This window comes from Kitasatospora indigofera, assembly GCF_014655955.1.
Lineage (GTDB): Bacteria > Actinomycetota > Actinomycetes > Streptomycetales > Streptomycetaceae > Kitasatospora > Kitasatospora indigofera.
Genome location: NZ_BNBO01000050.1, coordinates 51594 through 65995, shown reverse-complemented (window position 1 = coordinate 65995; position 14402 = coordinate 51594). Strand labels below are relative to the sequence as shown.

The 14402-nt window shown below is 72.0% G+C and carries 7 protein-coding genes; 2 read left to right on the top strand and 5 right to left on the bottom strand.

The genetic code is table 11. From position 1 onward, the window contains the following. Positions 1 to 142 precede the first annotated feature (142 nt). Both IE329_RS30970 and IE329_RS30965 read right to left on the bottom strand, forming a co-directional pair. On the bottom strand, positions 143 to 1711 hold the full coding sequence (locus IE329_RS30970; RefSeq protein ID WP_229927904.1) for an MFS transporter: 1569 nt from the start codon (positions 1709 to 1711) through the stop codon (positions 143 to 145). 39 nt (positions 1712 to 1750) lie between these two features. Further along, positions 1751 to 2422: an NADPH-dependent FMN reductase gene (locus IE329_RS30965; protein WP_190214323.1), complete on the bottom strand. Its 672-nt coding sequence runs from the start codon at positions 2420 to 2422 to the stop codon at positions 1751 to 1753. Between the two features lie 115 nt (positions 2423 to 2537). On the opposite strand from IE329_RS30965, the gene IE329_RS30960 reads away from it, so the two are divergent. After that, positions 2538 to 3284, top strand: a complete 747-nt coding sequence (locus tag IE329_RS30960; RefSeq protein WP_190214322.1) for a TetR/AcrR family transcriptional regulator — start codon at positions 2538 to 2540, stop codon at positions 3282 to 3284. Positions 3285 to 3426: 142 nt separating this feature from the next. Here the strand turns inward: IE329_RS30960 and IE329_RS30955 are convergent, their stop codons facing one another. Beyond that, positions 3427 to 5892 carry a Tex family protein gene (locus IE329_RS30955; protein ID WP_229927903.1) on the bottom strand — a complete coding sequence of 822 codons (2466 nt, stop codon included), beginning with the start codon at positions 5890 to 5892 and terminating at the stop codon, positions 3427 to 3429. A gap of 182 nt (positions 5893 to 6074) precedes the next feature. On the opposite strand from IE329_RS30955, the gene IE329_RS30950 reads away from it, so the two are divergent. Continuing rightward, on the top strand, positions 6075 to 6476 hold the full coding sequence (locus IE329_RS30950; RefSeq protein WP_190214320.1) for a PPOX class F420-dependent oxidoreductase: 402 nt from the start codon (positions 6075 to 6077) through the stop codon (positions 6474 to 6476). A 255-nt stretch (positions 6477 to 6731) separates the two neighbouring features. On the opposite strand, the gene IE329_RS30945 is transcribed toward IE329_RS30950, so the two are convergent. Together IE329_RS30945 and IE329_RS30940 are read right to left on the bottom strand one after the other, a co-directional pair. After that, positions 6732 to 7067, bottom strand: a complete 336-nt coding sequence (locus tag IE329_RS30945; protein WP_190214319.1) for a hypothetical protein — start codon at positions 7065 to 7067, stop codon at positions 6732 to 6734. A gap of 15 nt (positions 7068 to 7082) precedes the next feature. Further along, positions 7083 to 14204 (bottom strand): RHS repeat-associated core domain-containing protein, encoded by a 7122-nt coding sequence (locus IE329_RS30940; protein ID WP_190214318.1) that lies wholly within the window; start codon positions 14202 to 14204, stop codon positions 7083 to 7085. Positions 14205 to 14402 lie beyond the last annotated feature (198 nt).

Below are 14402 nucleotides of genomic sequence, written 5' to 3'. Positions count from 1 at the left end.
CACCGCCACCAACACCACACCCACCGCCACCCACACCACCGGACCACACACCCGGACCACACCGACCGGACCGGTGCGGACCGCACACACGGCCGCCGTACGGGCCGCTCCCGCCGCAGCGGCAGGGCCCGGACGGCGGCCGTCACTCCGCGGCGGCCCCGGCCCGGCCGCGCCGCACCGGCTCCCCGGCCGCCTGCCGCTCACCCGCCCGCGTCCCCGGACCGGCCGGCCCCGGACCGCCGTCCCCGAGCAGCCAGGCCGCCCCGAGGACGACGGCGGACAGCACGGCCGCCCCGGCCAGGACTCCGTGCAGGCCGCTCACCACGGCGTCCTGCACGGCCGTGCGGACGTCGGCGGGCACCTCCCGGAGCAGGGCCGGGGTCAGCTGTCCGCCGGCCACCAGCCGGTCCGCCGCCTCCCGCCCGAGCCGCCCGGCCAGCACGGCGTCCGTCCGGCCGGTGTGGACGGCGCCGAGCGCGGCGACCCCGAGCGAGCCGCCGATGGTACGGGCCAGCGTGACGGTGCCGGTGGCGGCACCCATGTCGCGGGGCGCGGCGCTGGTCATCGTGGTGAGCATGGTGCTCTGCATGACCAGGCCGATGCCGACGCCGCTGACCAGGGTGAGCGCCGAGACCAGCGCCGTCGGAGTCTGCCGGCCGAGCAGGAGCAGCAGCAGACCGCCGGTGGTCGAGGAGGCGCCCCGGACGAACTGCAGGTACTGCGGCAGGTGGATCACCACGGCCAGCATCACCGCGCCGACCAGGAAGCTGAGCAGCTGGGCCACGGCGAAGGTGCGGCTGCGGAAGAGCCGGGGCGGGATGACCGGCTCCGGGGCCCGCCGCTCCACCCGGACGAACCAACCGAGGGCGGCGGCGCTCACCGCGCCGAGCAGGAGGATCCGCGGTGAGGTCCAGGGGTAGGAGGTGCCGCCCAGACTGCTGAGCAGGGTGAGTCCGAGAACGGCGACGGTCAGCAGGGCCGCACCGGCGAAGTCGATCCGGACGCTCGTGCGGGCGGTCCGCAGCCGGATCCCGGTGCCGACGGCCAGCAGCGCCACCGCGCCGACCGGCAGGTTGACGTAGAACGCCCAGCGCCAGCTCAGGTGGTCGGTGAGGAAGCCGCCGAGCAGCGGGCCGCCGACGAAGGCGACCGGCATCAGCACGCCGATCATCGACTGGATCCGGCCGCGGTCCTCGGCGGCCACCAGCACCCCGATGATCGACAGCGCGCCGACCATCAGCCCGCCCGCCCCCAGCCCTTGCAGGGCACGGAAGGCGATCAGCTGGTTCATGTCCTGGGCCAGGCCGGAGAGGACGGAGCCGGCCAGGAAGAGCACCACCGAGGACAGGTAGGCGCCCTTGCGCCCGTACAGGTCGCCGAGCTTGCCCCAGATCGGGGTGGCCGCGGCGGCGGTCAGCAGGTAGGCCGTCACCACCCAGGAGAGCCGGTCGAGGCCGCCGAGGTCACCCACCACGGTGGGCAGCGCGGTGCTGACGATCTGCCCGTCGAGGGTGGCCAGGAAGATGCCGAGCATCAGCCCGAAGATGCCCGGGTAGGGCAGCGGCGGGCGGGGCAGTGGCGGGCGGGGCGGGCCCGGCGGCCCGGCGTTCGCGCCGGTGATGCCGTCGGCCCTCGTCCGGTCGTTCACGCCCGTCGGCCCGCTCCCGTCCTGCCTGCTGCTCGCATCGTTCGTGCCGCTCGCGTCCTTCATGCGCTTCACTCCTGTCCCCCGGTCCGGTGGCCTGCGCGGTCAGGCGCTGTAGGGGCGCAGGCGCCTGGCGTCGCGCAGGGCGTGGGCCCACCAGGTGAGCTGGTCGAGCATGGACTTGGCGGCGCCGTCGGCGGCCGGGTCGAGCACCTGGCCGTCGGCGTCGAACTTGTCGCCGTAGTCGTGGAAGCTGACGGTCTCGCGGAGGGTGACGGCGTGCAGTTCGGCCAGTACCGGGCGCAGTTGCTCGACCGCCCGCAGGCCGCCGGAGCGCCCGCCGTACGAGACGAAGCCGACCGGCTTGGCGTGCCACTGGTGGGTGTGGAGGTCGATGGCGTTCTTCAGCGGCGCCGGGAAGCTGTGGTTGTACTCGGGTGTGACGATCACGAAGGCGTCGGCGGCCTCCAGCCGTGGTGACACGGCGGCGAACTGCGCCTGGACGTCGGCGGGCAGCGGCGCGCCGAAGGCCGGGAAGGTGCTGGGCAGCGGGGTCGCGACCAGGTCGACGAGGTCCGTCTCCAGGCCCCCGTGCTCGGCGGCCCGGCGGAGCAGCCAGTCCGCGACGACGGGGCCGAACCGGCCCGCCCTGGTGCTGGCGAGGACGACCGCGACCCGCAGCCGGTCCCCGGCCGGGCCGCTCGGACCGCCCGCGTCGCCCGCGTCGGCCGCGTCCCGCTGATCGGTCGCCCGCGTGGTTCCGTTCGTCGTGGCCATGGGAATCCCCCTCGATGCGTACACCGTATCGATCGAGATACAACGTACACAGCAGTGTGTACATTGTCTACTACTGATACGCTGTACACACATCCCCGGACAGAGGAGCCAGCCGATGGCCGCCGACCAGCAGCAGGACCGCCGGGCGAAGGGCGAGGAGAAGCCCCTGACCTCGCTCTGGGAGCGGCTGGAACGCCCGGCGCCCGCCCCGCGCTCCACGCTCACCCCGGAGCGGATCGCCACCGTCGCGGTCGGCGTCGCCGACGCCGAAGGACTCGACGCCGTCACCATGCGCCGCCTCGCGACCGAGTTGGGCGTGGCCCCGATGGCCGCCTACCGGTACGTCTCCGGCAAGGACGAACTGCTGGAGCTGATGGTCGACTTCGTCTACGGCGAGCTGGCGCCCGCGGAGAGCGGCGCCGGCTGGCGGGAGGTCATGCGCACGCTGGCCCTGCGGACCAGGGACCTGCTGCTGGACCACCCCTGGATGACGCAGGCCTCGGTTCTCGCCCTGACCCCGAACCAACTGGCCGTGCCGGAGCGGGTCCTGACGGCGCTCGACGACCTCGGCCTGGACGCCGACCGGAGGATGGCCGTCTTCCGGACGGTGACGGCCTACGCCAAGGGCGCGGCCGAGGCCGAGGTCGGCCTGCTCCGGGAGATGCGCAAGCGGGGCTGGACCAGCGGGCACGACACCCGGACGGGGCTGGCCCCGCAGATGACCTGGCTGATGGGCACCGGCCGCTACCCGGCCTTCCACCGGTACGCGCTGGACGCCACCCGCAAGGACGACCCGCAGTGGCAGTTCGAGACCGGGCTGGACTGCGTCCTCGACGGCATCGCCGCCCGGATGGGCATCTGACCCGGCCGGGACGGGAGCGGACGGCCGGAGGCCGGCGAACGGGAATCACGACGGGAACGGGCCGGCGGACGAGGTGTCCGCCGGCCCGTTCCCGTTGCCGTTGCCGTTGCCGTTCGCGTTGCCGTGCTCCGCTACGCGGTGCTCAGCGCCGTCCGGACCTGCCGCCGGAGCCCGATCCCTGGCCCGGCCCCGATCCGCCGGCCAGGCCGGCCCGGCGCAGCGCGTCCGCCATGGCGCTGTTGCCCGCCGGAGCGCCACCGCTGCCGCCGTTGCCGGAGCCGCCACCGCCGGAGCCCCGCCGGTCCTGCCGGGGCGGGCGCGGTCCGCGCTCGCCACCACGCTCGCCGCCGCGGTCGCCACCGCGCTCCCGCCCACCGCCGCCCGAGCCGCCGCCCTGCGGGCGGCCGACCTCGTCGTCGAGTCGCAGCGTCAGCCCGATCCGCTTGCGCGGCACGTCCACCGCGGTCACCCGGACCTTGACGATGTCACCGGGCTTGACCACCTCACGGGGGTCCTTCACGAAGTTCTTCGACAGCGCGGACACGTGCACCAGGCCGTCCTGGTGCACGCCCACGTCCACGAAGGCGCCGAACGCGGCGACGTTGGTGACCACGCCCTCCAGCACCATGCCGACCTCCAGGTCGCCGATCTTGTCGACGCCCTCCTTGAAGGTGGCGGTCCTGAAGGCGGGACGCGGGTCACGGCCGGGCTTGTCCAGCTCGCCGAGGATGTCGGTGACGGTCGGGACGCCGAAGGTGTCGTCCGCGAAGTCGCCGGGGCGCAGGGCCCGCAGGGCGGTGCTGTTGCCGATCAGCGAGGGCAGGTCGCCGCCGGTCGCGGCGAGGATCCGCCGGACCACCGGATAGGCCTCGGGGTGCACGCTGGAGGCGTCCAGCGGGTCCTCCCCGCCGGGGATCCGCAGGAAGCCGGCGCACTGCTCGAAGGCCTTCGGGCCGAGCCGGGCCACGTCCTTCAGGGCCCGCCGGGTCCGGAACGGGCCGTTGGCGTCGCGGTGGGCGACGATGTTGTCGGCCAGCGTGCCGGTGATGCCGGAGACCCGGGTGAGCAGCGGGGAGGAGGCCGTGTTGACGTCCACGCCGACGGCGTTGACGCAGTCCTCGACCACCGCGTCCAGCGAGCGGGAGAGCTTCAACTCGCTGAGGTCGTGCTGGTACTGGCCGACCCCGATCGACTTGGGGTCGATCTTGACCAGTTCGGCCAGCGGGTCCTGGAGGCGCCGGGCGATGGAGACCGCGCCGCGGATCGAGACGTTGAGGTCGGGCAGCTCCTGCGAGGCGTACGCGGAGGCGGAGTACACCGAGGCGCCGGCCTCGGAGACGATCGCCTTGGTGAGCTTCAGCTCCGGGTGCCGCTTGATCAGGTCCTCGGCGAGCTTGTCCGTCTCGCGGGAGGCGGTGCCGTTGCCGATCGCGACCAGGTCGACGTCGTGCTTCTTCGCCAGCGCCGCGAGGGTGGCGATCGACGCGTCCCACTTGTTGGCCGGCTGGTGGGGGTAGATGGTGTCGTGCGCGACGACCTTGCCGGTGGCGTCGACCACGGCGACCTTCACACCGGTGCGGAAGCCCGGGTCCAGGCCCATCGTGGCGCGGGTGCCGGCCGGGGCGGCGAGCAGCAGGTCGCGGAGGTTGGCGGCGAAGACCCGGACGGCCTCCTCCTCGGCCTCCTGGCGCAGCCGGGTCCGCAGGTCGATGCCGAGCCGGACCAGGATCCGGGTGCGCCAGGCCCAGCGGACGGTGTCGCCCAGCCACTTGTCGCCCGGGCGGCCGTGGTCGGCCACGCCGAAGCGGGCCGCGATCCGCTGCTCGTAGTCGCTCTGGCCGGGCAGGTCGCCGGAGTCCTGGCCGTCCTCGGGCGAGAGTTCGAGGTCGAGGACCTCCTCCTTCTCGCCGCGCAGCATCGCCAGGATGCGGTGCGAGGGGAGCTTGGTGTACGGCTCGGCGAAGTCGAAGTAGTCGGAGAACTTGGCCCCGTCCTGCTCCTTGCCGTCGCGGACGGTGGCGACCAGCCGGCCCCGGGTCCACATCCGCTCGCGCAGGGTGCCGATCAGGTCGGCGTCCTCGGCGAAGCGCTCGACCAGGATCGACCGGGCGCCGTCCAGCGCGGCGGCCTGGTCCGCGACCGACTCGTTGAGGTAACCGGCCGCCGTGGCCTGCGGGTCCAGGCCCGGGTCGGCGAGCAGCGCGTCGGCGAGCGGCTCCAGGCCGGCCTCGCGGGCGATCTGCGCCTTGGTGCGGCGCTTGGGCTTGAACGGGAGGTAGATGTCCTCCAGCCGGGCCTTGGAGTCGGCGGCGAGGATCTGCCCGCGCAGGGTGTCGTCCAGCTTGCCCTGCGCCTCGACGGACTCCAGGATCGCGCTGCGCCGCTCCTCCAACTCGCGCAGGTAGCGCAGCCGCTCCTCCAGCGCACGCAGCTGGGCGTCGTCGAGTTCGCCCGTCGCCTCCTTGCGGTACCGGGCGATGAAGGGGACGGTCGAGCCGCCGTCGAGCAGGTCGACCGCCGCCTTCACCTGCCCCTCGCGGACGCCGAGTTCCTCGGCGATCTTGCGCTCCACCGCCCGCTGGGCCGCCTGTTCGACTGCCGTGCTCACTAGCCGGTCACCTTCTCCAGTGTCGCCGCGTTGCCGGCGCCGTACGCCCAGCATGTACGCCCAGCATTCTGGCAGCCCCGGGGCCGTGCGCGGTGCCCGACATCCGTTCGCCCCCCGTCGAACCTTCCCGGCAGCCATGTCCGTGCCCGGAGCCGCGCCGTCGCCCCCGTACACTTCCGCCCATGGACGCCACGCCCGAGCAGCTCGAACGCATCATCCGCCTCGCCGCCGGGAGCTACCTGCTGGTGACCACCTACAAGAAGGACGGCAGCACCGTCGCCACCCCGGTCTGGGTGGTCCGCGACGGCAACGCCCTCGGCATCTGGACGGTCGCCGACTCCTGGAAGGTCAAGCGGATCCGCAACCGCGCCGACGTCCTGGTCGGCCCCTGCGACGTCCGCGGCAACCCCACCGGCGAGTCCGTCCCCGCCACCGCCGAGATCCTCTCCCCCGCCGAGACCGCCGCCTACCGCACCCTGCTGCGGCGCAAGTACGGCCTGCTGGGCGTGCTCACCCTGGCCGGCAGCAAGCTGCGGCGCGGCGACAAGGGGACGATCGGGATCCGGATCACGCCGGCGGGGTGAACCTCCGCCTACTTGGGTTCAGTTCAGTAACTCCTCCGAGGTCGCCACTGAACTGTTCGACGGTGGGTAGTCCGCCGCTTGGTCCAGCCCGTCCTACCGCGCCGTCGACTGCGGCCGCCAGATCACAGCGGCCCCACTGGAACGAACCCAGTGGGGCCGCTGTGATCTGGACAGGAGGAGGGCCTCCCGGACTACCTGCCGGGGCACGCGACCTTCAGGCTCCAGGGGCACTGCGCAACTCGCCGGCAGGGACGGTCACTCCCGGGACGCAATCACATGAAAGCATTCCGCGGCATGCTTTAGCGCAGCGTCCAAAGCCGGCAACCCTTCAGCCTTGCACCATTCCCTCGAACCCGCCTCACAGGCTTGCCATGCCTCGATGTACGCATCCTCGATATCGGCGATGGAGAACAGCAGCTCATCCAGAGAATTGCCAGAAATTCGACTCCTGATTCCCGGATCGAGGATCCTGTCATTCATTTCTGCCCGTGCAACCAAGACCTCGCCTGCACGACGTAGGTGAACCGCTCCTACGTTTGCGCTGACTACGATCTCAGCGAGCACTCTGAGAGCAGGATCGGGAACGTACATCGCGGATGGAACTCCTCACTTTCCTCGCCTGAGGGCCAGCCGCAGCGTGGCCACACCCCTTGCACCCGCCGGGAGGTCAACCCCACCCGCCCGCAGTATGGAGACGCAGTAGGTCACGCAGTTGTTTCCCGGGCCGTAGGGACCGAAGTTCACGTCGACGGATCCCTTCTGAGCTTCCCAGGCGGCCTCCGCATTGGGGAGCTCAAACGTCCTGGATATGGTCCTCGGCCCCATGTCCTCCAGGAATGCCTCGCCACCCACATTCGGAAGGCCAGCATAGTTGCCGGGCGACCTGGGCCTCCCCTGTGGCATGGCCTCAGTCGTGGCCGTCCGGCCATCAGCCATGTCGATCTGAATGATGGCATGCCCGTCCGCTCCCTGCTCGGGATCGTAATGGACGGTCGCCGTACCAGGGCAGTTGTGGACGAGGACCGGAGCGCCACCCGCGAGCACATAGTACGTGTGCACGTCGGCGACGGTCAGGTTGCGGACCGTGCTCTGCTGGGTCCAGTGCTTGACCGCGGTGATCTGGACGTACGTCCCCGCGCTGGTCCGCAGCCACTGGCCGGCCTTGAGGTCGGTGGCGTCGGTCCAGGTCTGCGTTTCGGCGACCCAGAACGGGTGGTGGTCGGTGGCCGTGACGGTGTCGGTCTTGTCGCCCGCGAGCCCGTCGGTGTCGACCGTGATCTCGACGAGGTTCTTCGAACCTGTGCCGATGATGGTCGCGAGGACGGTGTGGGATCCGTCGACGCCCTGCTCGGGGTCGGTGGTGGCGACCTCGTCGCCGACCTCGACCTGGTCGATGGGCTTGGTGGTGCCGTCGGCCATCAGGACCGGTGTGTCGGGGGTGAAGCTGTTTGTCTCGCAGGACGGCCCAGGACTCGGCCCATCCGCATGACTTGCTGCCGGAGCGTCCGGTGCCCCCTTCTTCGCCAGCGCCGCCTTGAGGTCGTCGGCCTTCCGCGACGCGTACGCGGCCGCGTCGTCGGCCCACTTGAGGATGGCGTTGGCCTCGGTGAGGCGCTTCTCGAAGGATCGGTAGGCGTCGTAGGCCTTGTCGAGGGCCTTGACGATCTTCTTGGCCTTGAAGATCTTGCCCCAGGGGATGACGCCGATGATCATCGAGGCGCAGGCGCCGATCGAGCCCTTGGTGAAGCAGTCCCTGATGTCGTTGATCCCGAGGACCTCCATCAGGATCTCGCCGCCGGCCTCGACCACGACGTCGACCAGGGTCTTCTTCTTGGTCTTCTTGGCCTCCTCGACCTTGTCGGCCGGCGGCGCGGGGATCGGTGGGTCGGCGTCGTCGGTGCCCCCGCCGCCGTCGTCCTCGTAGCCGTTGGGGGTCGGCCAGCCCTGGCCGTCGTTGCAGCTGTCGCAGTAGAGGCCGCTGGGGTCGCTGCTGGTCACCGGCGAGTTGTTGGAGTACGCGTAGGCGTTCATCAGCTGGGAGTTGCTGGTGTCCAGCACCGGGTCCACCGAGACGAAGCGGCCGGTGGCGGGGTCGTACTCGCGGGCGCCGAGGTGGACCAGACCGGTGGAGTCGTCCTTGGTGCCGCCGACGAAGCCCTTGGTGCCGGGCCACAGGGCGGGGGCGGTGCCGCGCTCGCCGCCGAAGGGCATGGACTTGCGGCGGGTGACGGTGCCGGTGGCGGAGTCGACGGAGAGCTGGGCGGTGCCCTGGTGGTCCGCGGTCTGGATGGCGATCTTGCCGTCGCAGCCGCGGACCAGGGTGGGCGAGGAGCCGTGGCTGTAGTAGCGGGTGCCGCAGACGGCGGCGGACGGCGTGCCCCCGCCGGTGAGCTTGAGCTCGGTGGTGCCGAGGTAGAGCGTCACGCCGTCCGGGGCGCGCTTGATCAGCCTGGAGCCGTCGGCGTCGTAGAGGTAGGAGGTGACCTTGGGACCCTCGGTCACCTTCGCCAGGTGGCCCTCGACGTCCCATTCGAGGCTCTGCTCGGAGCCGGAGACCCGCCGGGTGATCTGGTTGCCGGCCGCGTCGTAGACGTACTCGTCCAGGCGCGTTCCGCCGGGGCCGGTGGAGGTGGTGGAGGTGGAGGCGTGCGGCCGGGCCGCGCCGGGGGCGGGGTAGGCGAGGGTGCGGTTGATGTTCCTGGTGGTGTCGCCGGTCGGGTCGTTGACCGTCTCGGTGGTCCGGTTGCCGGTGACGTCGAAGCCGTAGGTGTTCCAGTAGGCGTCGGGGCCGCCGACGGTGGTGGCCGCGTTGGCGGCGGTCGGGGTGGTGGCGCAGTCCGTCTTCGCCGTCCAGGCCGCGTTCATCCGCCGCAGGTAGTCGTAGCGGAAGCACTGCTGGTCGACGGCTCCGGTGTCGGCCGTCTCCTTGATGCCGGTGATGTTCCCGGCCTTGTCGTAGCTGTAGCTGGTGGCGGAGATCTCGGCGACGGTCCCGGTGGTGCGGGAGACGACGGAGTCGGTGAGGCGGTGGGTGCCCGTCTCGTAGTAGTAGGCCTGGGTGATGGGGTTGGCGGCGCTGCCCACGACGTGCGCGAGGATCTCGCCGCTGTCGCTGTAGGTGGTGCCGCGCACGTACGACGTGGCGCCGCTCAGCGAGGTGGGCTGGCCCATCGGGGAGTAGCCGAGGACCAGGTTCTCCAGCGGCAGGCCGCCGGCCTTGGGGAGCAGGGTCGAGCCGAGGGCGCCGACCGAGGTGTACGACATGCTGGTGCTGTAGCTGCCGGCCAGTTGCTCCTCGCCCGGGACGGACGGGATGGTGACGGTGCTGCCGAGCGGCTGACCGGCGGCGTTGTAGCCGGTGACGGCGCTGGTGTAGGAGGCGCCGCCGGCCACCCGGGTCGCCGAGGCGGGCAGGCCGAGGCCCTTGGTCGCGGTGTCGAAGGTCCAGGTGGCGAGGGTGGTGCCGGTGCCGGCGTCCTTGATCGCGGTCTTGCGGCCGAGCACGTCGTACTGCGGCTGGAGGGTCTTGCCCCGCGCGTCGGTGCTGGTCAGCATCCGGCCGGCGAAGTCGTAGCTCGCGGTGGACCGGCCCTTGTCGGGGTCGTTGGTCTCCACCGGACGGCCGCGCAGGTCGTACGTCCAGCTCCAGGTGTTGGCCCCGGTGGCGTCGACCACGGAGGCCTGCTCGCCGCGCTTGGTGTAGGTGTAGCGGGTGGTGTCGTACGCGGTGGCGGTGGCGTCGATGGCCGGGACGGCGCTCTGCGAGTGGTACTGCCGCATCTCGGTCGGGCGGCCGGTGGCGTCGTTGACCACCAGGGTGCGGGTGCCGCCCTCGGGCGGTACGGTCGCGGCCCAGTTGCCGCCGTAGGTGGTGGTGGTGCGCCACTTCTCGACGGCGAGCGAGTAGGTGATCTCGTCGGTGGGGCGGCCCTGGCCGTCGAAGAGGAAGCCGTTCTGGGTGGGGATCTTGTTGTCGGGGGTCTTCTCGACGGCACCGCCGGGGGCGCCTGCGACCAGGTAGGGCGGGTTGGTCTGGTTGACCGCGCCGAGCGAGTTGTAGAAGGTGTCGGCCACCATCCGGTTGGTCACCGTGGTGCTGGTGGACTTGGCGCCGGGCTCCTGGGTCTGCCGGATCCGGCCGAGGCCGTCGAAGATCTGGTACGAGGTGCGGTAGCCGCCGGCCTCCATCCGGGTCGAACTGCTGGAGGAGACCGGGCCGTTGACGTTGTTGGTGGCGTCGACCGGCAGCGCGTAGCCGAAGCTGCTGCTGGGCTGGGTGGGGTGGGCGGCCTTGGTCCAGGCGGGCAGCCAGACCTTGGCGAGCCGGCCGGCCGCGTCGTACTCCAGGTCCGTCCGGTTGGCGTTGGCGTCCTCCGAGCCGGTCTGGTCGCCGCGCAGGCCGTCCAGGTAGGTGGTGCTGGTGAGCCACTTGGTGGCCGGGCGGTCCATCGGCACCTTGGTGGTGATGGACGTGGTCAGGCCGTTGGTGTTGGTGGTGTAGCTGGTGAGGGTGGTGTCCCCGTAGGCGTCGGTCGAGGTCGACGGGCGGCCGTTGGCGTCGAAGCTCGCCCGGGTGAGGGTCTGGTACTGCGGGGTCTGCCCGCTGTACGAGGCGACCTCCTCCGTCCTGGTGACCAGGCCGCGGGTGGGTGCGGCGGTCAGACCGGCGGAGTCGTCGTAGTAGATCCGGGCGTCCTGGACGCTGTCGGCCGGGTAGACGGGCGTGGTGGCGCAGTCGACCGCGACCTTCTCCGTCCGGTAGACCTTGTCCTTGATCCGGCCGCCGCTGTCGGTGTACCAGAAGCGGGTGCAGGAGTCGTCGTCGGCGCGGGTCGGGTCGCCCTCGTCGTTGACGGTGGAGATCCGGCCGAGCGCGTCGAAGGTCTTGCCGACCTCGGTGCTCTGCCAGGCGGTGGCGCCGGCCGAACTGGTGGTGACGAGGGTGCGGGAGACGACCTTGGAGGTGTCGCGCCGGTAGCCCTTCAGCGGGCCCGGGGTGCCGGCCCGGTTGCGGGTGGCGGTGGCGTCCGAGCGCCACGGCTCGTAGGAGACGGTGCCGGTGGGGGTGCCGTTCTCGCCCGAGTAGGTGATGCTCTCGCGCAGCGTCCCGGTGAGGCCGTCCTCGTCGGCGATGGCGGCGCCCTGGGAGTCGGCGACGGTGACGCTGCGGGTGCCGCCCGCGAGCTTGTCGCCGTTCATCCCGCGGAAGTAGACGGACTCCGTCCGGGTGACCTGGTCGCCCTGGCCGGCGTCGCCGTGCAGGGTGCGGACCCGGCCGTAGCCGCGGTAGTCGCTCCAGGTCCGGTCGGCGTCGTCGGTGCCCTCGCTGGTGTCGTAGTGCCAGGCGGCGCCGCCGAGGTACTCGTACCGGGTGGTCTTCGAGCGGGCCTCGGCCAGGCGGTCGCTCTCGTCGACCCGGGTGACCACGTACTTGTGGAAGAGGTCGTCGTGGGCGACCTGGCTCTGCGGCGGCGTCCAGTGCACCGGGAAGCAGCGCAGGGTGTTCTGGTCGAGGGCGCCCGGCAGCACGGCCGGCGCCTCACGGCGGCACTCCGGGTCGGAGTAGGTGACGTCGATCTGGCCGCCCGAGTCGAGGCCCACCGCGGTGATCCGCAGCCTGGCGAGGTAGGGCAGCGGGTCGGTGCCGCCCCAGACCCGGTTGGCCATCGGCTTTCCGGTGAAGACGGTGCGCGGGAGCTTGACGGCCGCGCCGCCGATGCCCGCCCCGGCGGCCTTGCCGGTCCGGGTGACGGCGTTGAGCCACAGCGCCGGGGAGAAGGCGTCGCCCGCGCCCTTGAACTCCTGGTCCAGGTTCCAGGTGTCGATCTCCTGGTAGGAACTGCCGTTCCAGACCTGGGTGCTGATGGCGGTCAGCCGCTTGCGGTTGAAGAAGGAGGGGGTGTGCTGGGTGCAGGTGGCGGCCGAGCAGACCTGGTCGAACGGGACGTCGGGCCAGTTGGCGGCGTGCGCACTGTCGAAGGCGCCGCAGTTGGCCGTGCAGCGCTCGTCGGTGGCGAAGTTCACCTGGGCGGGCGCGGTGGCGTAGAGGTTGTCCGCCCGCAGGCCGTAGTCGATCCGCTTCAGCTGGCCGCCGCGGACGTAACTCACGGCGGCGCTGCCCATGTTGGGGGCGTAGTTGTTGGTCTCGGGCTCGTAGTAGTACGACATCGCGTTGCCGTGCACGTCCTCGACCAGGTCGAGGTTCCAGCGCCAGCCGAGGTTGGCGCACTGCGAGGCCGCGTAGGTGGCCGCGTGGCAGGGCTCGCCGGGGTGGTTGCCGTAGACCGGCTCGGTGAAGACGGCCTTGGTCTCGGTCTTCCCGCTGGACCAGCCGGGCAGCTGCCCCTTGCCGAAGGTGTAGCGGGTGCCCTCGGGCGTGGTGACCACCCAGTGCTCGCCGCCGTAGGCGCCGTTGGCGGCGCCGGTCTTCAGCTCGACGGTGCTGCCGTCGTCGCTGGCGGGCTTCCACTGCCCGGTGGCGTCGTCCAGGATCAGTTCGGTGGAGCGGCCGTTGAGCGACATCGCGACGACCGGGCCCGCGTAGCAGAGGTCCCCGGTGTCGGTGGTGTTGTTGGGCAGCTGGTTCGCGAGGTTCTTGCCCTTGTCGTCGGCGCACTGGCGGTAGCGGCGCTCGACGTAGCCGCCGGCGCCCACCTCCCAGCCGTCACCGATCGCGGAGGCCTGGCTGTTGGTGGCGACGGTGCGGCCGTCCACCGAACCGGAGGAGTAGGTCAGGCCGACCTGCGGGGAGGGTCCGCCGAGCGAGGGCGGCACCTCGATCGGGTAGGAGTAGGTGAAGTCCCCGGCGGAGCCGCCGACCTGCCAGGAGCCGGACGGCGAGAGCGAGGTGGCGGCGTAGGTGCCGCCGCTGCCGGAGGCGTCGGCCTCGGCGGCGAGCAGGGTGACGCCGGAGCTCACGGGGGCGGCGGCGCGTGCCTCCGGGCCGGTCGCGGCGACCGGCGCGGCGGCGAGGCCCACCTCGGCGGTGAGCTTGGCGCCGGCCAGGTCGTTGGCGGTGGGGACGGGCGTCCGGGTGCGGCACTCGGCGAGTTCGGGCGTGGTGAGCGCGCAGGCGGGCAGCTCCACCAGGGTGAGCCGGGAGGCCCAGTCGCCGCCGAAGGCGTTCTTGAAGCCGGAGTAGTCGATCTCGGCCGTGACCGCGCCGGGCGCGGCGGCGCCGTCGGCGCGGGCGAGTCCGAGCAGCAGGCCCCGGACGCCGGCCCGCTCGGTGGCGGGACGGTCGAGGGTCCGCACCCTGACCTTGGCGGGGGTGGCGGCCGCCTTGGCGGGCGCGGCGGCGGACTGCGCGCCCGCGGCGGGCTGCGCCGCAGGGGCGGCCTCGGTCCTGGCCGGCGAGATCCGGACCGGCGAGGAGCCCGCCTGCTGCCCGGCCGCGGGCGCGGCCCCGGCGGACTTGGCCGTGGGCGCCGGCGCGGCCGGATCGACCTCCACGGACTGCGCGGCCGGCCAGTCGACGGCTCCTGGGCCGGGCCATCTGTTCTCGGCCAGCCGGGCCTCGTCGAAGGGCTTGGACGCCACCGGGCCGCCCTTGACCGGCGCGTCCTTCTGCAGGGCGCGGGGGGCCGGGGGCTTCTTCCCGGCGGCCAGCGCGGGCACCGGCGACAGCAGGGAGAACCCGAGCGCCGACACCACCGCCACGGCGATCGCGGCGACCGGCCGGCGATGCCGGGGTATCCCCGATATCCCCGACTTCCAATACGTCCTCATGCCGGTTACAGGCACGTCGCAACCCCCCACAGTGATCAGCGGCCCGTGGAACGTACCAGGGCGGCAAGTACCCTGCCCACCCCTTTTCCCAGCGCATTTCCGGCAGCCCGACATTTCGACCACCGACACCCCAGGAACAATTCAGACATAGCAAACTGAACGTCATGAGTGGCTTTCTACCGGGGCAAGTGATGCAGC

What these genes read in the sequence shown, in the direction of transcription:
- IE329_RS30970 (WP_229927904.1), bottom strand. Translation starts at nt 1,711, where the DNA reads ATGAAGGACGCGAGCGGCACGAACGATGCGAGCAGCAGGCAGGACGGG.
- IE329_RS30965 (WP_190214323.1), bottom strand. Translation starts at nt 2,422, where the DNA reads ATGGCCACGACGAACGGAACCACGCGGGCGACCGATCAGCGGGACGCG.
- IE329_RS30960 (WP_190214322.1), top strand. Translation starts at nt 2,538, where the DNA reads ATGGCCGCCGACCAGCAGCAGGACCGCCGGGCGAAGGGCGAGGAGAAG.
- IE329_RS30950 (WP_190214320.1), top strand. Translation starts at nt 6,075, where the DNA reads ATGGACGCCACGCCCGAGCAGCTCGAACGCATCATCCGCCTCGCCGCC.
- IE329_RS30945 (WP_190214319.1), bottom strand. Translation starts at nt 7,067, where the DNA reads ATGTACGTTCCCGATCCTGCTCTCAGAGTGCTCGCTGAGATCGTAGTC.
- IE329_RS30940 (WP_190214318.1), bottom strand. Translation starts at nt 14,204, where the DNA reads ATGAGGACGTATTGGAAGTCGGGGATATCGGGGATACCCCGGCATCGC.